The sequence below is a fragment of the Pseudoxanthomonas sp. SL93 genome (assembly GCF_026625825.1).
Taxonomy (GTDB): Bacteria; Pseudomonadota; Gammaproteobacteria; order Xanthomonadales; family Xanthomonadaceae; genus Pseudoxanthomonas_A.
In genome coordinates this window covers 1,186,541-1,209,404 of sequence record NZ_CP113065.1, presented here as the reverse complement: position 1 = coordinate 1,209,404, position 22,864 = coordinate 1,186,541, and the positions used below count along the sequence as shown (strand labels likewise).

Annotated in this window: 25 protein-coding genes; 16 read left to right on the top strand and 9 right to left on the bottom strand. The window is 67.6% G+C overall.

What is annotated here, in order from left to right; all coding sequences use genetic code 11:
• Nucleotides 1-12: 12 nt before the first annotated feature.
• Entirely contained in the window at nucleotides 13-1,098 is a 1,086-nt protein-coding gene (locus OVA13_RS05610) for a tetratricopeptide repeat protein (RefSeq protein WP_267792808.1), read from the bottom strand.
• A gap of 148 nt (nucleotides 1,099-1,246) precedes the next feature.
• Here OVA13_RS05610 and trxC point away from each other — a divergent pair, with 148 nt between their 5' ends.
• The 6 genes from trxC (at nucleotide 1,247) to OVA13_RS05580 (ending at nucleotide 6,510) form a co-directional block, all read left to right on the top strand.
• Nucleotides 1,247-1,702, top strand: a complete 456-nt coding sequence (gene trxC, locus OVA13_RS05605) for a thioredoxin TrxC (RefSeq protein ID WP_267792807.1) — start codon at nucleotides 1,247-1,249, stop codon at nucleotides 1,700-1,702.
• A gap of 76 nt (nucleotides 1,703-1,778) precedes the next feature.
• On the top strand, nucleotides 1,779-2,732 hold the full coding sequence (locus OVA13_RS05600; protein WP_267792806.1) for a restriction endonuclease: 954 nt from the start codon (nucleotides 1,779-1,781) through the stop codon (nucleotides 2,730-2,732).
• A complete protein-coding gene (locus OVA13_RS05595) occupies nucleotides 2,729-3,298 on the top strand; it encodes a GNAT family N-acetyltransferase (RefSeq protein ID WP_267792805.1) in 570 nt (189 codons plus the stop codon). The genes OVA13_RS05600 and OVA13_RS05595 overlap by 4 nt, the downstream gene beginning before the upstream one ends.
• A 66-nt stretch (nucleotides 3,299-3,364) precedes the next feature.
• On the top strand, nucleotides 3,365-4,138 hold the full coding sequence (locus OVA13_RS05590; RefSeq protein WP_267793457.1) for an SAM-dependent methyltransferase: 774 nt from the start codon (nucleotides 3,365-3,367) through the stop codon (nucleotides 4,136-4,138).
• A gap of 226 nt (nucleotides 4,139-4,364) precedes the next feature.
• Nucleotides 4,365-4,643 (top strand): hypothetical protein, encoded by a 279-nt coding sequence (locus OVA13_RS05585; protein ID WP_267792804.1) that lies wholly within the window; start codon nucleotides 4,365-4,367, stop codon nucleotides 4,641-4,643.
• Between the two features lie 55 nt (nucleotides 4,644-4,698).
• Entirely contained in the window at nucleotides 4,699-6,510 is a 1,812-nt protein-coding gene (locus tag OVA13_RS05580; protein WP_267792803.1) for a sensor domain-containing diguanylate cyclase, read from the top strand.
• A 37-nt stretch (nucleotides 6,511-6,547) separates the two neighbouring features.
• On the opposite strand, the gene OVA13_RS05575 is transcribed toward OVA13_RS05580, so the two are convergent.
• The gene (locus OVA13_RS05575; protein WP_267792802.1) at nucleotides 6,548-7,645 is read right to left on the bottom strand and encodes a diguanylate cyclase; all 1,098 of its coding nucleotides are present in this window, start codon (nucleotides 7,643-7,645) and stop codon (nucleotides 6,548-6,550) included.
• Between the two features lie 179 nt (nucleotides 7,646-7,824).
• Here OVA13_RS05575 and OVA13_RS05570 point away from each other — a divergent pair, with 179 nt between their 5' ends.
• From OVA13_RS05570 to OVA13_RS05560, 3 genes are read left to right on the top strand one after another with little or no spacing between them, the layout of a single operon-like run.
• Nucleotides 7,825-8,505, top strand: coding sequence for a DUF998 domain-containing protein (locus OVA13_RS05570; protein WP_267792801.1), 681 nt, complete (start codon nucleotides 7,825-7,827; stop codon nucleotides 8,503-8,505).
• Between the two features lie 33 nt (nucleotides 8,506-8,538).
• Nucleotides 8,539-8,883: a RidA family protein gene (locus tag OVA13_RS05565; protein ID WP_267792800.1), complete on the top strand. Its 345-nt coding sequence runs from the start codon at nucleotides 8,539-8,541 to the stop codon at nucleotides 8,881-8,883.
• Between the two features lie 2 nt (nucleotides 8,884-8,885).
• Nucleotides 8,886-9,080, top strand: coding sequence for a hypothetical protein (locus tag OVA13_RS05560; RefSeq protein ID WP_267792799.1), 195 nt, complete (start codon nucleotides 8,886-8,888; stop codon nucleotides 9,078-9,080).
• Nucleotides 9,081-9,302: 222 nt separating this feature from the next.
• Here OVA13_RS05560 and OVA13_RS05555 read toward each other — a convergent pair whose 3' ends face one another.
• A complete protein-coding gene (locus tag OVA13_RS05555) occupies nucleotides 9,303-10,574 on the bottom strand; it encodes a TIGR03862 family flavoprotein (protein ID WP_267792798.1) in 1,272 nt (423 codons plus the stop codon).
• Nucleotides 10,575-10,674: 100 nt separating this feature from the next.
• Here OVA13_RS05555 and OVA13_RS05550 point away from each other — a divergent pair, with 100 nt between their 5' ends.
• On the top strand, nucleotides 10,675-12,294 hold the full coding sequence (locus OVA13_RS05550; protein WP_267792797.1) for a serine hydrolase: 1,620 nt from the start codon (nucleotides 10,675-10,677) through the stop codon (nucleotides 12,292-12,294).
• A gap of 122 nt (nucleotides 12,295-12,416) precedes the next feature.
• On the opposite strand, the gene OVA13_RS05545 is transcribed toward OVA13_RS05550, so the two are convergent.
• Nucleotides 12,417-12,851, bottom strand: a complete 435-nt coding sequence (locus OVA13_RS05545; RefSeq protein WP_267792796.1) for an FKBP-type peptidyl-prolyl cis-trans isomerase — start codon at nucleotides 12,849-12,851, stop codon at nucleotides 12,417-12,419.
• Nucleotides 12,852-12,912: 61 nt separating this feature from the next.
• The gene (locus tag OVA13_RS05540; RefSeq protein WP_267792795.1) at nucleotides 12,913-13,710 is read right to left on the bottom strand and encodes an SDR family NAD(P)-dependent oxidoreductase; all 798 of its coding nucleotides are present in this window, start codon (nucleotides 13,708-13,710) and stop codon (nucleotides 12,913-12,915) included.
• A gap of 46 nt (nucleotides 13,711-13,756) precedes the next feature.
• On the opposite strand from OVA13_RS05540, the gene OVA13_RS05535 reads away from it, so the two are divergent.
• Entirely contained in the window at nucleotides 13,757-14,119 is a 363-nt protein-coding gene (locus tag OVA13_RS05535) for a DUF6164 family protein (RefSeq protein WP_267792794.1), read from the top strand.
• A gap of 9 nt (nucleotides 14,120-14,128) precedes the next feature.
• Here OVA13_RS05535 and OVA13_RS05530 read toward each other — a convergent pair whose 3' ends face one another.
• Genes OVA13_RS05530 through OVA13_RS05520 form a run of 3 tightly spaced genes read right to left on the bottom strand, consistent with a single transcriptional unit; the run spans nucleotide 14,129 to nucleotide 15,516 of the window.
• Nucleotides 14,129-14,677 carry an SRPBCC family protein gene (locus OVA13_RS05530; RefSeq protein ID WP_267792793.1) on the bottom strand — a complete coding sequence of 183 codons (549 nt, stop codon included), beginning with the start codon at nucleotides 14,675-14,677 and terminating at the stop codon, nucleotides 14,129-14,131.
• A 15-nt stretch (nucleotides 14,678-14,692) separates the two neighbouring features.
• Nucleotides 14,693-15,148 (bottom strand): SRPBCC family protein, encoded by a 456-nt coding sequence (locus tag OVA13_RS05525; protein WP_267792792.1) that lies wholly within the window; start codon nucleotides 15,146-15,148, stop codon nucleotides 14,693-14,695.
• Nucleotides 15,145-15,516: an ArsR/SmtB family transcription factor gene (locus OVA13_RS05520; RefSeq protein WP_267792791.1), complete on the bottom strand. Its 372-nt coding sequence runs from the start codon at nucleotides 15,514-15,516 to the stop codon at nucleotides 15,145-15,147. Before OVA13_RS05520 ends, OVA13_RS05525 begins: the two co-directional genes overlap by 4 nt.
• 86 nt (nucleotides 15,517-15,602) lie before the next feature.
• On the opposite strand from OVA13_RS05520, the gene OVA13_RS05515 reads away from it, so the two are divergent.
• From OVA13_RS05515 to OVA13_RS05495, 5 genes are all read left to right on the top strand, one after another.
• Entirely contained in the window at nucleotides 15,603-16,352 is a 750-nt protein-coding gene (locus tag OVA13_RS05515) for a sulfurtransferase (RefSeq protein WP_267792790.1), read from the top strand.
• A gap of 8 nt (nucleotides 16,353-16,360) precedes the next feature.
• On the top strand, nucleotides 16,361-17,920 hold the full coding sequence (locus OVA13_RS05510; protein ID WP_267793456.1) for a protein adenylyltransferase SelO: 1,560 nt from the start codon (nucleotides 16,361-16,363) through the stop codon (nucleotides 17,918-17,920).
• Nucleotides 17,921-18,008: 88 nt separating this feature from the next.
• Nucleotides 18,009-18,680 carry a glutathione S-transferase gene (locus OVA13_RS05505; RefSeq protein WP_267792789.1) on the top strand — a complete coding sequence of 224 codons (672 nt, stop codon included), beginning with the start codon at nucleotides 18,009-18,011 and terminating at the stop codon, nucleotides 18,678-18,680.
• A 63-nt stretch (nucleotides 18,681-18,743) separates the two neighbouring features.
• Nucleotides 18,744-19,994, top strand: a complete 1,251-nt coding sequence (locus OVA13_RS05500; protein WP_267792788.1) for a threonine synthase — start codon at nucleotides 18,744-18,746, stop codon at nucleotides 19,992-19,994.
• A 106-nt stretch (nucleotides 19,995-20,100) separates the two neighbouring features.
• Nucleotides 20,101-21,084 carry an LLM class flavin-dependent oxidoreductase gene (locus OVA13_RS05495; protein ID WP_267792787.1) on the top strand — a complete coding sequence of 328 codons (984 nt, stop codon included), beginning with the start codon at nucleotides 20,101-20,103 and terminating at the stop codon, nucleotides 21,082-21,084.
• Nucleotides 21,085-21,186: 102 nt separating this feature from the next.
• Here OVA13_RS05495 and OVA13_RS05490 read toward each other — a convergent pair whose 3' ends face one another.
• A complete protein-coding gene (locus tag OVA13_RS05490; RefSeq protein ID WP_267792786.1) occupies nucleotides 21,187-22,800 on the bottom strand; it encodes a carboxylesterase/lipase family protein in 1,614 nt (537 codons plus the stop codon).
• Nucleotides 22,801-22,864: the final 64 nt, after the last annotated feature.

The following is a 22,864-nucleotide window of genomic DNA, read 5'->3' as shown; positions in this document are numbered from 1 at the left end:
TCCTGCTTCGGCTCAATGGCTCTGCCGCCGCAGGATGTCCAGCTTGGCCTGGTAGAGCTGGCGGGTATCGCCTTCACTCAGTTCGCGTGCGCGGGCCAGGGACTTGCTGGCGCGGCGGGTGTCCCCCTGCAGGAAATACGCACGCGCCAGGCCGAAGTGGAAGCGATGTTCGTCCGGGTACAGGCGGATGGCCAGCCGGTAATGCTTCACCGCGCTCGCCAGGTCGCCCTTGCGTTCGTATTCGGCGCCGGCCAGGAAATGGTGGAACGGGTCGCGTGCTTCCACCGTCTGCAGTTTCTGCTCAAGTGGCGCCGCATGCGCCGTATCACCGACGCGGCGGTAGTAGGAGACCAGGTTGAACAGGGCGCCGGGGTGCAGGGGTTCCAGCTGCAGGGCGCGATGGTAGCTGCGCTGGGCGTTTGTCGCATCGCCCATGCGCAGGTACAGCACGCCGGCGTTGCTCCAGCTGGTGGCGTAGCCGGGATCGAGCGACAGGGCGGTGGTGGCGTAGGGCAGGGCTTCGGCCAGCCGTTGCTGCGCCATCAGTTCGGCGGCCCGGTTGTTGTAGTAGTGGGCCAGCAGGCGCGCATCGTTGATGGGTTCCGGCGGCTGGCGCGCGATGACGACGTCCCACGCCACGTCGATGGTCAGGCGCCGCTGCTGGATGCGGATGCCGGCATTGACGTGGTTGGTGCGATAGATGGTGTTGGCTTCCTGCCGCCACGCCAGGGTTTCCTCGATCTGCTGGCCGTAGGCATCCAGGCCCACTTCGCGCGCCAGTGCGACGGCCAGCAGGGTGAAAGTCAGGCAGTTGGCCTGGCGCGTCTCGTAGGCCTGCGCCACCGGATACGTGGCGTCATGCTGGTACGTCATGCCCAGGCCATCGGGCTGGAACATGAAATCCACCAGCCGTTCCAGGCGGAGGCTGGCCGAAGCACGCGGGTTGCCGACGTACGCGCGCAACTGCTGGCGCAGCGGTTCGGGCACCGCCATCACCTGCTCGGGCCGGGGCGGCGCATCCGTGGCTGGATCTGGCGGAAGGGGGGCGGCGCCGTTGCCGGACAGCGCCAGCGCGGCGGCCATCATGAAGGCGATCATCGCGGCACCTCCACGCCCCGTCGGGCGTCAACCTCGACGCTCCGATTCTAATCCCGTATCGCACTGCGGCAGGCCCCGCGGAGCGCGAATGGCCCCACGGCGGCCGCGGTTTTTACGCGCCAATGGCTCCAGCCGTTACGATGCCCGCATGAACGCTCCCGACCATCTGCTGGCCTGCCCGCACTGCGCGGCGATGAACCGTGTTCCGGTCGCGCGTCTGGCCGAGCAACCGAAGTGCGGCCGCTGCCATGCCCCCTTGTTCATGGGCACGCCGCTGGCGCTGGGCGAAGCGGACTTCGACCGTCATGCGCTGCGCAGCACGCTGCCGTTGCTGGTGGATTTCTGGGCGCCGTGGTGTGGGCCGTGCCTGCAGATGGCGCCGCATTTCCAGCAGGCCGCGCCGCTGCTCGAACCCGCGCTGCGGTTGGCGAAGGTGGACACGGACGCGTCGCCGGCGCTGGGCAACCGCTTCGGCATCCGCAGCATTCCCACGCTGGTGCTGCTGCGCGATGGCGCCGAAGTCGCGCGACAGGCCGGCGCGATGACCCGCGAGCAGGTGGTGCAGTGGGCCAGGATGCAGCTGGCCGCGGCACGGGGCCGCTGAGAACGCGGGCTGGACGCCACGCCCGCCGGGCGGCGATCATCGCCATGGGGATACCACGCGACGGGGATGCGTGCAGATGTTGAAGCAGGTGAGGCACCGCCAGACGGATGCCCTGAGCCGGGTGGGCTGGGAACAATTCGAGACGCTGGTGGCCGACCATTACCGCCACCAGGGCTATGACGTGCAGCACGTCGGCACCGCCGGCACCGGTCGTCGGTTCGATGGCGGCATCGACCTGAAGCTGCGGCGCGGCACGGAGTTGGTCATCGTGCAGTGCAAGCACTGGAACGCAAAGCAGGTGCCGCACAACCCGGTGCACCAGCTGCTGGGCCTGCTGACCACCACGCGGGGCGCCACCGGCGCCATCCTGATCACCAGCGGGGAGTTCACGCCGCATGCGCTGCGTTCCGCGGCGCAAAATCCCGCCATCCAGTTGATCGACGGCAAGACGATCCGCCAGTTGCTGGGGCCGTTGCCGCCGGCGCTGCTGGCCGAGGTGGCCCGCGATCCCGATGCGCCGGCGTCCGTCCGGCCACCGCCGTTGCCGCCGGGTGGACCCGCGATCGCCGGGCCTCCGCCCGTGCCGGCCAGTGTGGGGCGGAGGGCCAGGCCCGCGTCCGCGCGAGCGCGCCAGCATCCCCGTCGGGGACGCGGCCCGGTGCCTGCGGTCGCGGCGATCTTCGTCGTGGGTGTGCTGGGCTGGGTGCTGACCCAGTGGTTAGCGCGGGAGGGGCAGACCCACCGGTCTTTGTCCAGGGTGGTCACGGCGCCCGAGGCCGAAGATCGCGCCGCCGTCCGGCCGCGCACGGGGTCCGTGATGGTGCGGTCGCCCGAGGGCAGGAGGATGGCCCGCGCTCAGCCGTACATCATGAGCGCCGCCCAGGACCCGGATCCCGCCGACCTCGTCCACCTGACCCCGACCAACGTCTGGAGCCAGGCCGAACTCGAGGAATGGAAGCGCCGCAACGCCGAATCGATGGAGATCATCCGCAGGACGACGCCGGAGCTGCCGGTGGTGGAGGCGAGGTGAGCGCTGCCAGCACTCGGGAGCACCGGTTGCGCGTGATCGAAACCTCGCGCCTGCATCTCCATCCGTTGCAGCAAAGCGATGCCGCCTTCTACAGAGACTTGTTCACGGATGCGGAGTTGATGCGGCAGATTGGTGCTCCTTTGACGCGCGACGCCGCGGACGCCGCTTTCCGGACCAGCATGAAGATGATGCAGGGTGTGCCGCCGCGGGCCTGGTTATGGCGTGCTGAGGAACGTGGCTCGTGCGATATCGTCGGACTCGTCGGCATCGTGATGCACCAGGGCATGCCCGAGATTGGCTCGATGATCGTGGCGTCCCAGCATCGCAGGGGCTACGCCTACGAATCTTTGTCTGCCGTCCGTGACCACGGGTTCCAAACCGTTGGTTTGGTATCCCTGTTCGGGCGTCAGCAGCAGGAAAACCAGCGTTCCATCGGGCTGATGACTAAGCTGGGGTTCCGCCAGATCCCGGGTCTTACGGGCCGCATTCATTGGCGGATGGATCGAGACGACTGGGTGGAGTATGCAGGTGGTTTTTTGAAACCGGCGCCGGCGGTTTGTAGTTAGACCAGCGCCGTACTTAGGGGGAATGCAGTGAGCAGTAGCCGTAATGGGAAAGGCAGTCTGGCGTGCGTGGGCGTAGGCATGACCCTTGGGGCGCATCTGGCGCCACGTGCGCGCAACCACATCGAGCAGGCGGATGTGGTGTTCTCCGCGATGTCCGATCCTCTGGTGGAATTGTGGGTGCAGGAGATGAATGCGGATGTGCGCAGCCTGCAGCCGTTCTATGCCGAAGGCAAACCCCGCACCGAGACCTATCGGGAGATGGTCGAGGCCATGATGACGGAGGTCCGGGCAGGCCGCCGGGTCTGCGGTGCCTTCTACGGTCATCCGGGCGTGTTCGCCCTCGTGCCGCACCGCGCGGTTGCCCAAGCCAGGAAGGAGGGCTACGACGCCATCATGGAGGCGGCGGTCTCGGCAGAGGACTGCCTTTACGCCGACCTGGGCATCGACCCAGGGACCTATGGCTGCCAGCACTACGAGGCCAGCCAGTTCATGTTCTACCAGCGCCGCATAGATCCTTCCGCCTATCTTGTCCTCTGGCAGATCGGGGTGGCCGGCGATCGGACGTTGGCGCGCTTCTCCACGGGAGCCGCATTCAGGGCGGTCCTGCTTGAATTATTGGCCCCGGACTATCCGTTGGACCATGAGGTGATCGTCTACGAAGCGGCGACCCTCCCCATTTCGGAGCCTCGAATGGATCGGATGCCCCTTTCTGCCTTACTTTCGGCGGAGCTGCGCTTGGCAACGACGCTGGTCGTCCCGCCGGCACGCGCCCTGCAAAGGAACCATGCCGTGCTTGAGCGCTTGGCCAAGTTGCGGGATGAAGACATCGCATTGTCCTGACCGGGGCGGGTGCGTAGGGTGTCTGCCCGCAGATCCTTGAGCGATGGGTGGAGATGCCTGCAAAAAGCGGGTATTGTCGGCACGTTGGGGGCACGGCGACACCTGCGCTGATCGGGCGCAAGAGCCGTGACTGGGGACCTGCCAACAAGCCGTGCCTTACGGGGACCGTCCATCGGAAGAACCGCCCTGCTTTAAGCACATCACTACAAGTTTAGGGGAAACTCACGTGTCGAACGCGATTCGCTTTCTGGAACAAATGGGCGCCACCGCGCTGGTCGGGCAAGCCTTTGCAGCAGACTATAACTTGGCAGTCGAAGCCCTGCGCATTGACACTCGGCAGCAGCAGGCATTGCTTGATCGCGATGTCCAAGCATTGAACGGTTTGCTGGATGGTCGTGCCAGGATGCACTGCATGGTCGTGGCTCCGGACAGCGAAGAACAACAGGACGCGCCGCTGCAGGATGAGGACGAGTTTGATGGCGACAAGGAGCCTGAGAAGGAGTAATTCTCAGGCTCGCCGGTCGGCACCCTAATGGATTAGTTTTGAGCAGGAGTTGACGATGAATGTGCGAGTCCGACAAGGCCTTCTGGCAATGCTCCTTTGCGCTGCTTCAGGCTTGAGTTTCGCTCAGGAATCGTTCGATTCCCTGCTTCAGCAGGCGGACGACATACGCACCTCCGATCCTGCCGGCTTCAATCGTCTTTTAGCCAAGCTTGAACGTCAGGAAGACAGAGCGACCTCCGAACAACAGGTTCGGCTCAAGCTGCTGCGTGCTTATGGATTTCTCGTCAAGGGACAGGCCGAGTCCGCCATCAAGCAGTTGGAGGAAATTCAACTTGGCAAGGCCGATGCAGAGCTGAAATTCCAAGCCGGTGCCGTACTGGCGAACACCTATGCAATGACCAGGCAGTTCGAACAGGGACTCCAGGCGCTGAATGTCATGCTTCCACTCGCGCAGTCCATCGAGGATCGCGAGGTCAAGCATCGTGGCTTGTTGGTTGCCGGCGTGCTGTACAACCAAGTGGGTGAGTACAGCCTCGCTCAGAAGTACGCGCAGCAAGTGTTGGACGACGAGCCTGTGGGAAGAAGCCGGTGCGTTGCCGGAAACCTGATCATCGAGTCGCAGATCGGTTTCCTGACATTTCCGGAAGATGAAGCCATTTTCGCGGCCATCCAGGACTGTGCGAGCCAAGGTGAGCCGCTGCTTGCCGGCTTCTCGCGCAGCTACTTGGCTCGCAAGTGGTTCGCTGATGGAAAAGTGACCAACGCGATCAACCTGCTCGAACGATATTTGCCTGATGTGGAACGGGCGGCATACCCACGCCTTATCGGCGAGTATCACTCGATGCTCGCCGAATACCGGATGAAGCTGGGGAATGTCGAGGCCGCAGAACAGCATGCGGTCAAGGCGGTGGCCCAGACTGTCGCGATCGCCAATTCACAACCATTGGTGGCGGCGCATCGTGTCCTGTACGAAATTGCCCTGTTGCGCGGCGATCCGACAAAAGCATTGAACCAGTATCGGAAGTACGCGGAAGCCGACAAGGCATACCTGAACGAGGTAAAGACGCGCGAGCTGGCGTACCAATTGGTGAGGCAGCAGATCCTGCAGAAGAACCAGCAGATCAGCTTGCTGGATCAACAGAATCAGGTCCTCCAACAGCAGCGCAAAGTGGATCAGCTCCAGGCCCAGAACACCCGCCTGATTGTCATCCTGCTGGTCGTGCTGGTGGCGTCCATCGGCTACTGGGCGTTCAAGATCAAGCGCGTGCAGCTGTCGTTGAAGAAGATGGCCGAGACCGATGCGCTGACCGGCATCTGCAATCGCCATCACTTCACCCTGCGTGCCGAGCGCGCGCTGGCCGAATGCGCCCGCAACGGCGAGCAGGCCGCGCTGATCATGTTCGACCTGGACCACTTCAAGAACATCAACGACCGCTTCGGCCACGAGACCGGCGACTGGGCCCTCACCGAAGTCGCGGAAGCCTGCAAGGGCTTCTGCCGTCGCATCGACGTGCTCGGTCGCCTGGGCGGCGAAGAGTTCGCCATCCTGATGTACGGCTGCGACCTGCGTGCCGCCGCCCGCGTCGCCGAGGATTGCCGCGTGCGCCTGGCCCAGATCGACACCAAGTCCACCGGCCACACCTTCGCCATCACCGGCAGCTTCGGCGTCACCTCCAGCGCGCTGGCCGGCTACAGCCTGGCCAAGCTGCTCTCGCACGCCGACCGCATGCTGTACCGCGCCAAGCACTTGGGCCGCAACCGCGTCTGCATCCACGAGCCCGCGCAGGACAACGCCCGCGATGTGGGCAGCAACGTGCTTGAACTGCCCCACCGTGACGGGCGCGTAGAGCACCACACGACCGCCTGATCCGTCCCGCCTGTGTCTTCCCGCGCGGGAAGTCCACTCAACCCGGACTGGTCATCGGCTGCAGCGGCTGCCCCGCGACATGCACCGCCAGCCGGTTGCGTCCGCCGCTCTTGGCCCGGTAGAGCGCACGGTCCGCCGCTTCCAGGCAGGCCCTGAGGCCAAGCGACGGATCATCCGCGCTGGCCAGCCCCAGGCTGACCGTGCAGCGCAGGGTGGGGGCACAGTCCACGCGAATGGCTTCCACGCCCTGCAGGATGCGGCCGGCCACGATCTCGGCCGATTCCAACTCCGTCCCACGCAGCAACACCGCGAATTCGTCGCCGCCCAGCCGGCCCGCACAGTCGATGCTGCGGATGCTGTCGCGGATCACCTGCGCCGTGGCCCGCAACAGGTCGTCGCCCCCGGCATGGCCGTGGCGGTCGTTGATCGTCTTGAAGTGGTCCACGTCGATCATCATCAGCGTGGCGGCTTCGCCGCTTTGCGCGCATTGCTGCAGGATCTGGCTGGCCTGCTCCTGCCAGTGGCGGCGGCAGTCCAGCCCGGTCAGCGTGTCGCGGCGGCTGAGTTCGTCCAACTGGCGGTTCTGCCGTTTCACCTTGCGCACCAGGTGGTAACTCGCCCGGCTGACCGCGATGGAATGGATCATCAGCATCGGCAGGCAGGCCAGCATCACCGGCATGCTGGTGACCGGTTGCAGCTCGAAGCCCGTGGCTATCCCGGCGACCACCGCACCCGCCAGCATCAGCGGCAGCGACCAGTACCACAGGCGATCGATGCCCGTGCTGATCTTGTCCACCGTGGCGAGCGTCACCAGCAGCACGCTGGGCAGCAGGTTGAAGGCCATCAGCGGCACGCACATGCCGGCCAGTACCGAATCGAACAGCAGGTTGCGGATCTCGCCGCGGTAGGGCTGCGGGTGATTGAGCGCAAGCCAGTAGGCGAGCTGGGGCCACAGCACCGCAGTGAACGCCAGCCATGCCCAACTGGCCGGCGACGCCTGGTTCTCCCATAGCACCACCGTGATCGGCAGCGCGGCCAGGCCCATGCCCAGCGTGCGCAGGCGATGGATACGCCTGGGCAAACGCTGGGCGTGCCGGGTGCGCTCGGCGATGGACGCGGTTTCGTGAGAACGCATGGGCGCGAGGAGTCCCCTACTCGTTGCGGCCGGTCCCGGCTGTTACCGGGTCCCGACATACTAAGGTAAATGGATTTATGTGGGCGGGATCGGCAGGCGGGGCCATTTCTTGAGCCGGTACACGGCCGGCGCCGGGTCGGTCGGGGATAATCGGCAGCCCCCAAGGAGGCCTTCGCCGCATGACATCCAGCGACCTGCCGGTCCGCGCGACGGACATCACCGACCCGTCCATCCCGTGGCAGCGCGCCGGCGGCGCCCTGGCGATGGCCGGCGCGATGGCGTTCCTGGCCACCGCGCTGGCCCTGCAGTTCCTGCGGCGGGACCTGGATTGGCAGGACGCCACGCTCAGCCAGTACCTGCTGGGGCCGTACGGTCTGGGCCTGCGCACGCTGTACTGCGTGCTGGCCGGGGCCATCGTGCTGCTGGCGGCCGGCCTGTATGCCAGCCTGCAGGCGAGCGCGCGCAGTGCGGCGCCAACGCTGCTGCTCTGCGGTGGCGCGCTGGCATTGAGCGGCGTGGCCATCGGGGATTCGTGGCTGCCGGCGATCGATCCGGACTTCCATCAATGGTTCCACCACGCCTGCGCGATTTCGGCGTTCCTGCTGGTGACGACGGGCATGGTGCTGCAGGCGTGGCGCTTCCGCTTCGATGCCCACTGGCGGCGTCATTTCCCGCTGGCGATGGGATGGTCGCTGGCCTGCTATGCGCTGCTGTGGATCCACGCGTTCTGGCCGCCAGCGGGCGAGGGCTGGGTACAGAAGCTGCTGATCGCCGCCATCGTCGGCGCGATGGCGCTGGGCGGGCATTGGCTTTGGCGCGCGGCGTCGCCCGCGCGTGCGATGGATGACGCACGGCGCTAAGCTGGGCGGATTCCAGGCCAAGGGGTGGGTGCCATGATCCAGCGATTCGATGTGGGCAAGCGTCTTTCCGAGATGGCCGTCCATAACGGCGTGGTCTACCTGGCCGGGCAGGTGGCGGGCAATCCCGCCGAAAGCATCTGCGGGCAGACACAGCAGGTGCTGGACGAAGTGGATGCACTGCTGGCGCGCGCCGGCACCGACAAGACCCGCATCCTGCGTGCGGAGATCTTCCTGAAGGACCTGCACGATTTCGATGCGATGAACCGCGTGTGGGACGCGTGGGTGGTGGAGGGCCACGCGCCGCCGCGCGCCACCGTGCAGGCGCACCTGGCCAATCCGCACTGGCTGGTGGAAATCGTCGTCACCGCCGCCGTCTGAACATGGCCACGCGCAAGCCCGCGCCCTGGCAGCGCGCCAACCCGACCAAGCGCGGCACGCCGCTGAAGCTGACCCCGGCGCAGATCGAGGAAGCCCGCGCGCGGGCCGAAGCCGCCGGACGCCGGTATCCCAACCTGGTCGACAACATGTGGGTGGCCGCAAAGGCCAGGCGCGAAGCCAAGCCGCCGGCGAAGTGAACCCTGATTCAGCACAAGTGTCGTTGCGACAGTCCGGCAGCGACCTGCTGGCATGCATGCGGTCGCGTACACGTTCGCAGGTTGCGGTCATGTCATGAAATTGCCGCGAAACGCTAACCGGACTTCAACACATCGATCTGTATCTTGCGCGCACGCTCCGCAGCCGCTGCGGCACGCATTACCGAGATGCGCGCCGCAGCCCCTGCGGGCGACCAGCCACCCTCAGGCCTGGTGTGTCGCCGGATGCTCCGCGAGCCAGACCACCGCGCCCAACCCCGCGCGCCGGCCACTGGCAAAGCAGGCCGTCAGCAGGTAGCCGCCGGTGGGGGCCTCCCAGTCCAGCATTTCGCCCGCGGCGAATACGCCCGGCATCCCGCGCAGCATCAGGGTGTCGTCCAGCGCCTCCAGGCGGATACCGCCGGCGCTGCTGATGGCCTCGGCCATCGGTCGCGGACGCACCAGCACCAGCGGCAGGCGCTTGGCGGTGCGTGCGAGTATTTCGGCATCGGCCAGCTGGGCCTTGTCCAGCACCTCGTACAGCAGCGCGGCCTTCACGCCCGTCAATCCGGCTTCACGACGCAGGTGCTCGCTCAGGCTGCGCGAACCGCGCGGCTTGCGCAGGCCGCGCAGCAGCTCATCGGCCTCGCGCCCGGGCACCAGGTCCAGGTGGAGTGTCGCTTGCCCGTCACGCGTGATGGCGTCGCGCAGCGCGGGGGAAAGCGCATACACCAGGCTGCCTTCGATACCGGTGGCGGTGACCACGCATTCGCCCTGGCGATGCTGCTCCCGGCCCTGCGCATCACGCCAGTACGCCACGACCGGCTTCAGGGGCGCGCCGGCAAACCGGTTGGCGACGTGTTCGCTCCAGTCGATGTCGAAACCGCAATTGGAGGGCTGCAGCGGAGCCACCGGAACGCCCTGCGCTTCGAGCGATGCGACCCAGGCGCCGTCCGAGCCGAGTTCCGGCCAGCTGCCTCCCCCCATGGCGAGCACAACGGCGTCGTGCTTGACCGTCATCTCGCCCGCGGGCGTGGCGAAGCGCAGCGCGCCGTGGGCGTCCCATCCTTGCCAGCGGTGCTGCACATGGAACCGCACGCCCTGTTCGCGCAGGCGGCGCACCCAGCCGCGCAGCAGCGGTGCGGCTTTCAGGTCGGTGGGAAACACACGGCCCGAGGTGCCGACGAACGTATCCACGCCCAGGCCTTTGGCCCAGGCGCGAAGGGCGTCGGCATCGAAGTCGCGCAGCCAGCCGGCGATCTCGGGGCTGCGTTCGCCATAGCGGCCGGCGAACACATCGAACGGGTCGGAATGGGTCAGGTTCAATCCCCCCTTGCCGGCGATCAGGAACTTGCGGCCCACCGATCCCTTGGCGTCGTACAGGTCCACCTCGACGCCGGCGGCACGCGCGACCTCGGCCGCCATCAGGCCGGCGGGCCCCCCGCCAATGATGGCCAGTGAACGGGCAGGGGGAGCGGAATCAGGTGCGTCGATCATCCGGCCATTATGCCGCGTGTGCCGTGCCGCACCGGCATCGCGGACAGGGCGCAGGGCATGCGGTATCGTCGCGCGCTGGTTCCTTGCCAATGGAAAACGCATGACGCTGACTGCCCTGGCCACGCGCCGTCGTCGATCGCCGTGGTTCGCCTGGTTGCTGGTGGTGAGTGCGGGCGCGCAGGCGCAGACCGGCGCATTGCCTGCATCGCTGCAGGACATGGACGCCTACGTGGCGTCGGTGCGCGAGTCGTTCGATGTGCCCGGCATTGCCGTGGCGGTGGTGAAGGACGGCGAAGTGGTGCTGGCGCGCGGATACGGCGAGCGCGAACGGGGCAAGCCCGCGCGCGTGGATGAGCACACGCTGTTCGCCATCGCGTCGAACACCAAGGCCTTCACGTCCGCATCGCTGTCGATGCTGGCCGACGAAGGCAAGCTGACGCTCGAGGACCGGGTGATCGACCACCTGCCCTGGTTCCGCATGAGCGACCCGTATGTCACCCGCGAGATGCGGATACGCGACCTGCTGGTCCATCGCAGCGGGCTGGGACTGGGCGCGGGCGATCTGCTGTTCTGGCCCACCACGACCTACAGCAACCGGGAGGTGGCCGAACGCCTGCGCGACGTGCCGTTGAGCGGCGGCTTCCGCGAACGCTACGCCTACGACAACATCCTCTATGGCGTGGCGCAGCTGGTGATCGAACAGGCCAGTGGACAGCGCTACGACGAGTTCCTGCGCACGCGCATCTTCCAGCCCCTGGGCATGCGCGAAACCCGCTACAACAGCGATGCATTGACGCCGCGCGACAACGTCGCCACCGGCCACGCCAAGGCCGACTTCACCACGCTCGTGCCCGCACCGCGGATGACATGGAAGAACGTCGCAGGCGCCGGCGGGCTCTACTCCAGCGTGTCCGACATGGCGCGCTGGATGAATGCGCAGCTGGCCGGCGGCGTCTATCGCGATGCGAAGGGCAACGAGCATCGTCTGTTCGAGCCGGAACGACAGAAGGCCATGTGGTCGCTGGTCACGCCGATGCCCATCGCCGAACCGAAGATCGAGGCACTGAAAGCGGCCAAGCCGGCATTCCTCGGCTATGGCGAAGGCTGGACGGTGTCCGAATTCCAGGGCGAGAAGCTGGTCTGGCATACGGGCGGATGGCCGGGCATGGTCTCACGCGTCACGCTGGTGCCGGAGCACCGGCTGGGCATCGTGGTGCTGACCAACCAGGAAGTCGGCGCGGCGTTCAATGCGGTGACGCTGAAAGTGCTGGACGCTTACCTGGCGAACAGTGGGACCGACTGGCTGGCCGCCTATGCGGCGCAGGTGGCCTTGTCGAAGGACAACGCCGACGCGCACTGGCGCAAGCTGCAGGCGGCACGGAATGCATCGTCGCGCCCGTCGCTGCCGCTGGAGAAATATGCAGGCACGCTGCGCGACCCCTGGTATGGCGACGTCAGCGTGACGAACGAGGAGGGCGGCCTGGTGTTGCGCTTCAGTCGCACGCCCGAACTGGTCGGCGACCTGCAGCCGTGGCAGCACGACACGTTCGTGGTGCGCTGGCGGGAGCGCTGGCTGAATGCCGACGCCTTCATCACCTATGCCCTGAACCCGGACGGCAGCCTCCGCGAGGCGAGGATGGAAGCCATCTCGCCGCTGACCGACTTCAGCTTCGACTTCCACGACCTGCGGCTGGCGCCGGTTCCGCCGCCACAACCGTAGCGGTCGCAGTGGACCGGGCGAACGCAACGCGGCGCGTTCGCCATCGCGACGCGCGCGTGCTGCTTTCCGCGGCGCACCCTGGATGGCGGCCCCGTCGCGGCAGCCATCCGCGTCAGGGCGACTTACTCGTGTGGCTTGACGTCCAGCAGCTCCACGTCGAACACCAGCGACGCATTCGGCGGGATCACGCCGCCGGCGCCCTTGCGGCCGTAGCCGTATTCGGACGGGATCAGCAGCGTGCGCTTGCCGCCTACCTTCATGCCCGCCACGCCGTCATCCCAGCCGCGGATCACCTGGCCGGCGCCCAGCAGGAAGGTGAACGGCTGGCCGCGATCCACCGAGCTGTCGAACTTGGCGCCACGCTTCTCCGGCGCATTCTCGTCGTACAGCCAGCCCGTGTAGTGCACGGTCACGTCGCTGCCACCGGTGGCGGTGTTGCCGGTGCCGGCCTGGCGATCGATGCGCTGCAGCTCCGCGACGCTGCCGCCCGGCGGTGGGCCGGCAGGGGCGCAGGCGGCGAGGAGGGCGACGGACAGCGCGAGCATCAACGAACGCATCGGGAATTCCTTCATACGGGGCGCGCAGGGTAGCGCATCGCCCCGCGTGGCGCGCGATGCGTCAATCCACCAGCGAGCCGCAGCTGAGGTTGGCGATCACGCCGGTCATCGCCCCTGCGCGGTCCGAGGCCGCGAACGCGGCGTAGTCGGCGACCTGCTGCAACGTGGGCAGGCGCTTCAGCAGGGTGGCGTCCTGCGCGCGCCCGGCCAGCATCGCTTCGACGGTGATGCCCATGCCGCGCGCGATGCCGCCGAACACCTCGCCCGTATGCGAATGCGCCACCGCGTCGGGCAGCGCATCCGGGCGCAGGCAGACCATCCGGATGCCTTCACCGCCGAGTTCGCCAGCGAGCAGACGGGAGAATGCCTCCACCGCCGCGCTGGCCACGCCGTTGCCGAGGAATCCGGTGCCGGTCAGCCGCGCGCCGGGCGTGGACAGTGTCAGCAGCACGCCGCCGCCCTGGCGACGCATGTGCCGGGCAGCGGCCTGCGCGGTGATGAAGTTGCACGCCACGTAGGCCTGCACGGGCTGCATCGCATCATCAAGCGCCAGATCCGTGAACGGCACGCCCTGCACATGGGCGATGCCGATGGCATTCATCGCGATGTCGATCCGCCCCTGGCTTTCGGCGAGGGCCGCCAGGTCGGCGTCGACAGCGGCGGCATCCATGACATCGAGCACGCAGAGACTGGCCCGTCCGCCCGCGTGGATGATCGCATCGGCCACGGCCTGCAGCCGTCCACGGGTGCGCCCGACCAGATGGACGTGCGCGCCTTCGCCCGCGAACGTGCGTGCCACCGCGCCGCCGATGGCGCCGCCGCCACCATGGATGACGGCAATCTTGTCCTGCAACAGCATGGAGCCTCCTGGGATGGGGTGTGGCCGCAGCGGTTAGACTGTCGGCATGGCCAAGCTCTTCCTCAATCTTCGCAACGTACCGGACGACGAAGCCGATGATGTGCGCGAATTGCTGAAGCGCCATGCGATCGACTTCTACGAAACCCAGCCCAGTACGTGGGGTATTTCCGCTGGTGGCATTTGGCTGAACGATGCCGATGCACTGCCGCGTGCGAAGGCGCTGATGGCCGACTACCAGCAGCAGCGCCGTGCGCGCGCCCTCGAGGAGCGCGCCGCCGCCGCGCGCGAAGGGCGTGCCGAAACCTTTGCGGGCCTGTTCAGGGCGCGCCCGTGGTACGTGCTGGGCATGCTGGCCGCCATCGCGCTGGTGCTGGGCCTGACCCTGGCGCTGCCCTACGTGCTGCTCTGACCTCTCCGCTCAGGCGGCGTGGCGGGGCAGCCGCTGTTCGTAGTCGGCCTGCAGGCGCTCATGCGCGGGCCAGAAGCTGGCCGGCTCGCGTCCTTCCAGGTGATCCAGCAGGATGCCGACATGCGCATGCCATCCGGCCGATACGCTGAGCAGCATGTCGCGGCTGCGCAGGCGGCTGTGGGTGATGGTCAGCAGCACGCGTTCGCCTTCGGGCGCCAGATCGAAGCGCACTTCGGAGTGGCCGCCATCGGCTTCGCGCCAGGTGAAGCTGAGCAGGCGAGGGGCCTCGCAGGCGATGACGTGGCCGTGTTGGTGGTGGCAGCCGTCGTCGGTGCGGTAGCGCTCCGGCGTGGGCGCGTGCTCCTTCGACAACTGATCGTGCTGGAACGTCAGCTGCACCTTGCCGCCGGGGTGGAGTTCCATGTCGCCGCGCGCCAGCCAGCGACCGCGTGCCTCCGATTCGGTCAGGTAGGTCCAGACCCGTTCGATGGGTCCCGGCAGCGAACGCTGCAGGCGCAGCGTATCCGGTGCGATGAGGGTGCCGTGGCTGTCGTTCATGCGATGACTCCTGGGTCAGTCGAACACGGCGTGCAGCGCGTCCAGCATGGTGCGCCAGCCCTGTTCGGTACGGGATGCGTAGTCGGCCCATACCAGGGGCAGACGGTGGGTCAGGTGCAGTTCGCACCCGGACGGCGTGGCGCTGAAACGCAGGATCACGCGGCTGTCGTCGCCATCGGATTCGCCGCGGATGCCCCAGGTGAATTCAAGGTGGCGGGGACGATCCACCACCAGGTATTCGCCCACGTGATCGATCATCTGGCCGTTGCGGTCGACGAGCATCGAGAAGCGCCCGCCGACGCGCGGGTCCACATCAAGCCGGATGACGTTCTCGTCGCGCACCCGCGGCCCGAACATCCACTGGCCCAGCAACCGCGGCGTCAGCCACGCATCGAAGACGCGTTCCGGCGGCGCGTTGAATGTGCGGCGGACGCTGACGTCGACGGTATCCGGGGACGAGGATGTACTCATGCCGTTTTTCCCTTGCGGCGGGCAGGTTGGGTGGGGGGAGGGGCATCGGCTTCCAGCGCGGCCTCCAGGGCGTCCAGGCGCTGGTTCCAGAACTGCTCGTAGTGGCGCAGCCACTCCTGGCCCGCCGCCAGTGCTTCCGCACGCAGGTGGCAGAGGTGCGTGCGACCCTGGATCTGCCGCGTCACCAACCCGGCGCGCTCCAGCACCTTGATGTGCTTGGACGCCGCCGCCAGCGAAATCCGGAACGGCGCGGCCAGCTCGCCGACGCTGCATGGGCGGGCCCCCAGGCTGCGCAGCATGCGCCGGCGGGTGCCGTCGGCAAGGGCGTGGAAGACCGCATCAAGCTGGGAGGCATCATGTTCAACCATGTGGTTGAGCATTCCGCATGTGCCCGGAATTGTCAACCACATGGTTGAATGAAGGGGCTGGCGGCCGACGGACGGTAAAATGCCGCATGGTCACCAACATCGCCGCCTACCACTTCACCCCGCTCGACCAACCCGAAGCGCTGGTCGCCGACCTGCGCGAGCGCGCCGGATCGCTCGCGCTGCGCGGCACCGTGCTGGTGGCGCCGGAAGGCGTGAACATGTTCCTGGCCGGGGATGCCGATGCCATCGAGGCATTCCTGGCGCCCATGCGCGAAGACGCACGCTTCGAAGGTCTGCGCGTGAAGTACAGCGAAAGCCTCGCGCAACCGTTCGCACGGCTGAAGGTGAAGCTCAAGCGCGAGATCATCAGCTTCCGCCGGGAAGGCACCACGCCCCTGCACGCGCGCGCCCCGGACGTGAAGCCTGCCACGGTCGCGCGGTGGCTGCAGCAGGGGCATGACGACGACGGCCGGCGCGTGGTGATGCTGGACACGCGCAACGACCAGGAGGTGGCCTACGGGACGTTCGCGGGTGCGCTTACCCTGCCGATCGCCAGGTTCACCGATCTGCCGGCGGCGCTGGAACCCCACCGCGAAGCGCTGAAGGACGCCACCGTGGTGAGCTTCTGCACTGGCGGCATCCGCTGCGAAAAGGCCGCGCTGTGGATGCGCGACGACGGCATGGACAACGTGCTGCAACTCGACGGCGGCATCCTGGGTTACTTCGAGGAGGTCGGCGGGCAGGGTTACGAAGGCCGCTGCTTCGTGTTCGACGAACGCGTCGCGCTGGATCCGGCATTGCAGCCGCTGGTGGACGCCAAGGTGCAGGCGGCGTGAGCGACCGCCTGCCGGCACTTCGCTTCGACAACGCATTCGTGCGCGAGCTGCCCGGCGACCCGGAGCAGGGACCGCGCCGGCGCGAGGTGCGCGGCGCGCTGTGGTCGGCGGTGACGCCCACGCCGGTCGCCGCACCCGCCCTGCTTGCGCATTCGCAGGAGGTGGCGGCGTTGCTTGGCCTTGCCGAGGAAGACCTGGCCTCGCCGGCGTTCGCGCAGGTGTTCGCAGGCAACGCGCTGCTGCCCGGCATGCATCCCTACGCGGCCAACTACGGTGGCCACCAGTTCGGCAACTGGGCCGGCCAGCTGGGCGACGGGCGCGCGATCACGCTGGGCGAGGCCATCAACGCCGCGGGCGAGCGCTGGGAGATCCAGCTGAAGGGCGCGGGCCCCACGCCTTACTCGCGCACCGCCGATGGTCGCGCCGTGCTGCGTTCCTCGATCCGCGAATTCCTGTGCAGCGAGGCCATGCACCACCTGGGCGTGCCGACGACGCGGGCGCTCAGCCTGGTCGCGACCGGCGAGGACGTGGTGCGGGACATGTTCTATGACGGGCATCCGAAGCCCGAGCCCGGCGCCATCGTCTGTCGCGTGGCACCGTCGTTCCTGCGCTTCGGCAATTACCAGCTGCCGGCGTCACGCGACGAGATCGACCTGCTTCGGCAGCTGGTGGATTTCACCATCCAGCGCGATTTCCCGCACCTGTCGGGGGAGGGCGAGGCGCTGTACGCCGCGTGGTTCGCCGAGGTGTGCGAACGCACGGCGGTGATGGTGGCGCACTGGATGCGCGTGGGCTTCGTGCACGGGGTGATGAATACCGACAACATGTCCGTGCTGGGCCTGACCATCGACTACGGTCCCTATGGCTGGATCGACGACTACGACCCCGACTGGACGCCCAACACCACCGATGCACAGGGGCGACGCTACCGTTTCGGCTGGCAGCCCAGGGTGGCGTGGTGGAACCTGAGTCGCCTGGCGCAGGCGCTGGCGCCGCTGTTCGAAGGCGTCGACGCCCTGCAGGAAGGCCTGCAGCGTTATGCCGACACGTACGCCCGCTGTGACCGCGAGAACATCGCGCGCAAGCTGGGGCTGGCCCGGTGCGGCGACGATGACGTGGTGCTGATGCAGGACCTGCAGGTGCTGATGCAGGCCGGCGAGATCGACATGACGCTGTTCTTCCGCGCGCTGATCGAGGCGGACGTCGACGATGCAGGCATGGCGGCGTTCGAAGAGGCGTTCTACGACACGGCCAAGCGCGATGCGGTGCAGCCGGCGTTGCGCGCGTGGCTGACCCGGTATGCCGCGCGGCGCAGCGCTGATCCGCTGTCCGCGGACGAGCGCCGGCAGGTGATGCGCTTGGCCAACCCCCGCTATGTGCTGCGCAACTACCTGGCCCAGCAGGTGATCGACGCCGCCGAGGCAGGCGACCCTACCGGGATCGCCGAGCTGCTGGACGTGATGCGCCGGCCCTACGACGACCAGCCTGGCCGCGAACGCTTCGCGCAGCGGCGCCCCGACTGGGCGCGCCAGCGTGCGGGGTGCTCGATGCTGTCCTGCAGCTCTTGAGCGGAACAATCCTGCAGCGTTTACGAGCACGGCGCCAGCAACGGGGCGACGACGCTAAGATGCGCCTTCCCCCCTTGGAGCCCGCCGCATGATCACCGTGCACCATCTCAACAATTCGCGCTCGCAGCGCGTGCTGTGGCTGCTGGAGGAGCTGGGGCTCGACTACACGGTGGTCCGCTACCAGCGCGATGCCGCCACCCTGCTCGCGCCGCCCGAATTGCGCCGGGTGCACCCGCTGGGGAAGTCACCGGTGGTGGTGGACGGCAAGGACACGCTGGCTGAGTCCGGGGCGATCATCGAAACGCTGGTGGAGCGCTACGACGCCGCGCGCCGGTTCGCGCCTTCGCCGGGTACGCCCGAGCACCTGCGCTACCGCTACTGGCTGCATTACGCCGAAGGCTCCGCGATGCCGCCGATGCTGTTGAGCCTGGTGTTCTCGCGCCTGAAGAAGGCGCCGATGCCGTTCTTCGCGCGCCCGGTGGCCCGCGGGATCGCCGACAAGGCGCTGTCCGGCTTCGTGTCGCCGCAGGTGAAGCTGCACCTTGACTACATGGAGGGCGAGCTGTCGCGGCATGCCTGGTTTGCCGGCGACCAGTTCAGCGCGGCCGATATCCAGATGAGCTTTCCCGTCGAAGCGGCCGCCGCGCGCGCGGGCCTGGCGGCATATCCGAAACTCGCCGGCTTCCTTCAGCAGATCCATGCGCGGCCGGCGTACCAGCGTGCGCTGGAGCAGGGCGGGCCGTTCGATCTGTTGAGCTGAGCGCGTCCGCCCGCCACGGCGTGGGGTGCCGAGCGTCAATCCCATCGAAGCGAAGGAAAAACGATGTCGTACGTGCGTTGTTTGCGTGGTCTGGCTTCAGGCGTGGAGTATTCCGCCGACGTGCCGATGAACCTCGATCCTGTTGATGGCCGGCCGGTGGAAATGGTGCTGGATCTCGAGCGGCTGGCGGCCGAGCAGCCGGATGCCGCCTGGTACGATCCGCGCCGGCGCGACATGTGGCGCTTCGGCGGACTGATGGCGCTCGACATCCGCGACCCGCGCGACGCCGCGCATGTGGTCGCGCTGGGTGAAGGGGGCACGCCGCTGCTGGACTTCAACCATCATCCATCGGCACGACAGTCGGGCATCGTCCTGCAGCTGAAGGACGAGGGCAGGGCACACGCCGGGTTCGGCGCCAATCCCACGCAGAGTTTCAAGGATCGCGGCATGGCGATGGTGGTCGCGCAGGCGAGGCGGCTGGGATTGCGCAAGCTGGCCGTTCCCACGCAGGGCAATGCCGGTGATTCGCTGGTGCGGTACGCGCTGGCCGGCGATCTGTCGGTGGTGGTGGCGATGCCCGATGACACGCCGCTGCCGATCATGGGCAGCGTGGCCGCGGCGGCGCATCGTTTTCCCGGGCAGGTGGAACTGGTGTTGAAGGGGCCGACCATCCGCGAGTCCGGTGCGCTGTTGAAGGAGCAGTACGTTCCACGCGGCTGGTTCTCGGTGGCGACGTTCCAGGAGCCGGGCTGGCGTATCGAGGGCAAGAAGTCGCTGGGCCTGGAACTGGCGGAGCCCGCGCCTGGCGAGCGCCTCTGGTCGTTGCCTGACGCGGTGGTGTATCCGACCGGCGGCGGCACCGGCGTGCTGGGCATGTGGAAGGCCTGGGATGAACTGCAGGCGCTGGGGGTGATCGATGCGCGGCGGCCGAAGATGTTCTGCGTGCAGAGCGCGGCGACCGCGCCGCTGGTGCGCGCATTCGACAGCGGCGCCGACGACACCACGGTGGTCGAAGCAGGGCAGGCGCTTGCAACGGGGCTGAACGTGCCCGGCGGCGTCGGCCATTTCCGCGTGCTGCAGATCATCCGCGCCAGTGGAGGCGCGGCGGTGGCGGTGGCGGAAGACGACATCGCCGCGGAGTTCGCACGCTTGTGGCGTGGGAAACCGGAATGGATCGGCCCGGAAGGCGCCGCGTGCCTGGCCGCGCTGCCGCAGTTGCTGGACCGCGGCCTGATCGCGCAGGGGGAACGCGTCGTCGTGGTGAATACCGGTTCGGCGGAGAAGTACCTGCCGCAGTTGCGCCACCTGATGTGAAGGCGCGGCATCGCCACGGCGGTGGGAAGGTGTATCCCGATGTGCGGGGCTGGAATCCTCTCCCGCGCGTCCCCATTGAAGATGCATGCATCCCGATGGAATTGCCGTGATCCCGTATTCCCTGCTTGACCTCGCGCCCGTCTGTGAAGGCAGCGACACCACCCAGGCCTTCGCCAACATGCGCGACCTGGCGCAGCATGCCGAGGCGTGGGGTTACCAGCGCTACTGGCTGGCGGAACACCACAACATGCCCGGCATTGCCAGTGCGGCGACGGCGGTGCTCATCGGTCATGTGGCCGGCGCGACGTCGACGATCCGCGTGGGCTCGGGCGGCATCATGCTGCCCAACCATTCGCCGCTGCAGGTGGCGGAGCAGTTCGGCACGCTGGCATCGCTGTACCCGGGACGCATCGACTTGGGGCTGGGCCGCGCGCCCGGCACCGACCAGGCGACGGCCCGTGCATTGCGCCGCTATTTCGACAGCGCCGAACAGTTCCCGCAGGACGTGCAGGAACTGCTGCGCTACTTCGAACCCGTGCAGGAAGGGCAGGCCGTGCGTGCCGTCCCCGGCGCGGGACTGGCAGTGCCGGTCTGGCTGCTGGGCTCGAGCCTGTTCAGCGCGCAGCTGGCGGCGGCGCTCGGTTTGCCGTTCGCCTTCGCGTCGCACTTCGCGCCGGACGCGATGGACCAGGCGTTGCTGGTCTACCACCGCGACTTCCGCCCGTCGAAACGCCTGGCCACGCCCTACGCGGTCCTGGCCCTGAACGTGGTCGCGGCGGAGAGCGATGCCGAGGCACGGCGGCTCTTCACCACCCAGCAGCAGGCCTTCGTCAACCTCAGGCGCGGCAAGGCAGGCCTGGTGCCGCCCCCCATCGACGACATCGAGAGTTACTGGCAGCCGCACGAAAAAGCGGGTGTGCTGCAGGCGCTGGCGTGTTCGGTGGTGGGCGATGCCGACACGGTGCGCAAGGGCATCGGCGATTTCATCCAGCGCCACCGCCCCGACGAAATCATGCTGACGGCCAACATCTTCGATCACGGCGCACGGCTGCGTTCGTTCGAGATCGCCGCCGGGGTCATGCAGCCGTAGCGTGGGCCGCGGCCCATCGTTGCGGGCCGTCGGCAGCGGATGGCTGGCAGATGCTTTGCAGCCCCGGTCTCGCCACGGAGCAATCGGGAGGTCAGAGTCGCCCTACATCGTGCCGCGCTGGATGAACGGTACGCGCTCATAGAGCCTGCGCTCGCCGCCGCGCGGGTCGTCCTGCAGCCGGCTGTCGTCGTCGAACACCATGGTCTGCCGCTGCGGCAGCGTGTACGGCGACCAGGGGGGAATACCGGCATGGTTGGGGTCGCCCCGGCGTGCCAGCGCGATCAGCGCTTCGCTCATGCGCGCGGCCATCGCGTGCGCACGTGCATCGGTGCCTGTCTTCGCCCCTTCGGCCGCCACGTTGTCGAACACCAATGGAATGTCGAGCGTGTGGAAGGCCCGTAGCCGACCGTCCTCCGCGGGTGAGCGCCAGTCCAGCTGATAGACCCACGCGGGTGAGCCCTGTTTAGCACGCTCTTCGGCTTCGATGACGGCACCGCGCCACGAACGGCCGGCCGTGGTCGCGGCAAAGAAGACTTCCGTCGGCGTGTAGTGGGGATAGAGCCGGCGGTACTCGGCGATGACCACCTCCGGTGAGAGATCCACGTACTGCTGTTCGCGGATCCTGGCCGGCAGTTGTTCCCACGTGAGCGTGAAGTTGCTGGGATCGTTGCTTAGGAAGGCGCGGGTTTCGTCGCGCGTGTTGCCGATGATCATCGGGATGCCGGCCGACTGCGCGGGCGCATCCGGATGGAAGGGATGGCGATGCAGCGTGCGCGAGTCCAGCACGGGGCCGAAGTACAGACCCGTGTTCTCCGCGCGCGAAAAATCGCGCACCGTGGTGGCGTCCAGCAGCTTCTGCATCGGCAGGGTGCGCAGCTGGTCAGTCTGCGTCGCCGAAAGCCCGAGCGTCTGCAGGAACAGCTCCGCCCGCTGGGTGGCGGCGCGCGGGCCGGCGGCCGTGACCTGCTGGCCGCTCATCGTCATCGCCTTGTGGAACAGGCCGGCTGCTTCCGGCATCGCCATCAGCGTGGCGATCTTGGCGCCGCCGCCGGATTGCCCGAACACGGTGATGTTGCCCGCGTCACCGCCGAACTCGTCGGCATGCTGCCGCACCCAGTGCAGCGCCTGGATCAGGTCCAGCTGGCCCACGTTGCCGGATTCGGCCAGCGCATCACCGTCCAGCTCGCCCAGGAAGAGGTAACCGAACGCATTGAGCCGGTGGTTGACCGTCACCACCACCACGTCGCCACGCCGGCACAGGTTCACGCCGTCATACAGCGGATGCGATCCGGAACCGTTGTTGTAGCCGCCGCCGTGGATGTAGAACAGCACGGGTCGCCTGCGGCCATCGCGCAGGGCAGGCGTGTACACGTTGAGGAACAGGCAGTCCTCGCTGACCGGATGACCATCCGCATCGCCGCGCTGGGGCGCCGAAGCGCCGAAGCGGGTCGCCTGCCGCAGCCCTGTCCACGGTGTTTCCTCCAGCGCACGCTGGAAACGGCGCGTCGACGTATCACTCCCGTAGGGAATGCCGCGGAAGGCATGCACGCCCCGGTCGAGATATCCCGCGATGCGGCCACTGCGGGTGGTGGCGACGGAGGCCGCAGGGGCGAACGCGAGGGAAGGGCGTGGCGCGAATGCCGCGACAGCGCCCACGCCCGCCGCCTGCTGCAGGAACCGGCGTCGGGACCGGAAGGGAGGACGGGGTTCTGGCATGCGGAAAACTCATGGATGACACCGGTTTCCAGCAGCCTAGCAAACGCATCCGGGCAACGAACGC

What these genes read in the sequence shown, in the direction of transcription:
- OVA13_RS05610 (WP_267792808.1), bottom strand. Translation starts at nt 1,098, where the DNA reads ATGATCGCCTTCATGATGGCCGCCGCGCTGGCGCTGTCCGGCAACGGC.
- trxC (WP_267792807.1), top strand. Translation starts at nt 1,247, where the DNA reads ATGAACGCTCCCGACCATCTGCTGGCCTGCCCGCACTGCGCGGCGATG.
- OVA13_RS05600 (WP_267792806.1), top strand. Translation starts at nt 1,779, where the DNA reads ATGTTGAAGCAGGTGAGGCACCGCCAGACGGATGCCCTGAGCCGGGTG.
- OVA13_RS05580 (WP_267792803.1), top strand. Translation starts at nt 4,699, where the DNA reads ATGAATGTGCGAGTCCGACAAGGCCTTCTGGCAATGCTCCTTTGCGCT.
- OVA13_RS05575 (WP_267792802.1), bottom strand. Translation starts at nt 7,645, where the DNA reads ATGCGTTCTCACGAAACCGCGTCCATCGCCGAGCGCACCCGGCACGCC.
- OVA13_RS05570 (WP_267792801.1), top strand. Translation starts at nt 7,825, where the DNA reads ATGACATCCAGCGACCTGCCGGTCCGCGCGACGGACATCACCGACCCG.
- OVA13_RS05565 (WP_267792800.1), top strand. Translation starts at nt 8,539, where the DNA reads ATGATCCAGCGATTCGATGTGGGCAAGCGTCTTTCCGAGATGGCCGTC.
- OVA13_RS05560 (WP_267792799.1), top strand. Translation starts at nt 8,886, where the DNA reads ATGGCCACGCGCAAGCCCGCGCCCTGGCAGCGCGCCAACCCGACCAAG.
- OVA13_RS05555 (WP_267792798.1), bottom strand. Translation starts at nt 10,574, where the DNA reads ATGATCGACGCACCTGATTCCGCTCCCCCTGCCCGTTCACTGGCCATC.
- OVA13_RS05550 (WP_267792797.1), top strand. Translation starts at nt 10,675, where the DNA reads ATGACGCTGACTGCCCTGGCCACGCGCCGTCGTCGATCGCCGTGGTTC.
- OVA13_RS05545 (WP_267792796.1), bottom strand. Translation starts at nt 12,851, where the DNA reads ATGCGTTCGTTGATGCTCGCGCTGTCCGTCGCCCTCCTCGCCGCCTGC.
- OVA13_RS05540 (WP_267792795.1), bottom strand. Translation starts at nt 13,710, where the DNA reads ATGCTGTTGCAGGACAAGATTGCCGTCATCCATGGTGGCGGCGGCGCC.
- OVA13_RS05535 (WP_267792794.1), top strand. Translation starts at nt 13,757, where the DNA reads ATGGCCAAGCTCTTCCTCAATCTTCGCAACGTACCGGACGACGAAGCC.
- OVA13_RS05530 (WP_267792793.1), bottom strand. Translation starts at nt 14,677, where the DNA reads ATGAACGACAGCCACGGCACCCTCATCGCACCGGATACGCTGCGCCTG.
- OVA13_RS05525 (WP_267792792.1), bottom strand. Translation starts at nt 15,148, where the DNA reads ATGAGTACATCCTCGTCCCCGGATACCGTCGACGTCAGCGTCCGCCGC.
- OVA13_RS05520 (WP_267792791.1), bottom strand. Translation starts at nt 15,516, where the DNA reads ATGGTTGAACATGATGCCTCCCAGCTTGATGCGGTCTTCCACGCCCTT.
- OVA13_RS05515 (WP_267792790.1), top strand. Translation starts at nt 15,603, where the DNA reads ATGGTCACCAACATCGCCGCCTACCACTTCACCCCGCTCGACCAACCC.
- OVA13_RS05505 (WP_267792789.1), top strand. Translation starts at nt 18,009, where the DNA reads ATGATCACCGTGCACCATCTCAACAATTCGCGCTCGCAGCGCGTGCTG.
- OVA13_RS05500 (WP_267792788.1), top strand. Translation starts at nt 18,744, where the DNA reads ATGTCGTACGTGCGTTGTTTGCGTGGTCTGGCTTCAGGCGTGGAGTAT.
- OVA13_RS05490 (WP_267792786.1), bottom strand. Translation starts at nt 22,800, where the DNA reads ATGCCAGAACCCCGTCCTCCCTTCCGGTCCCGACGCCGGTTCCTGCAG.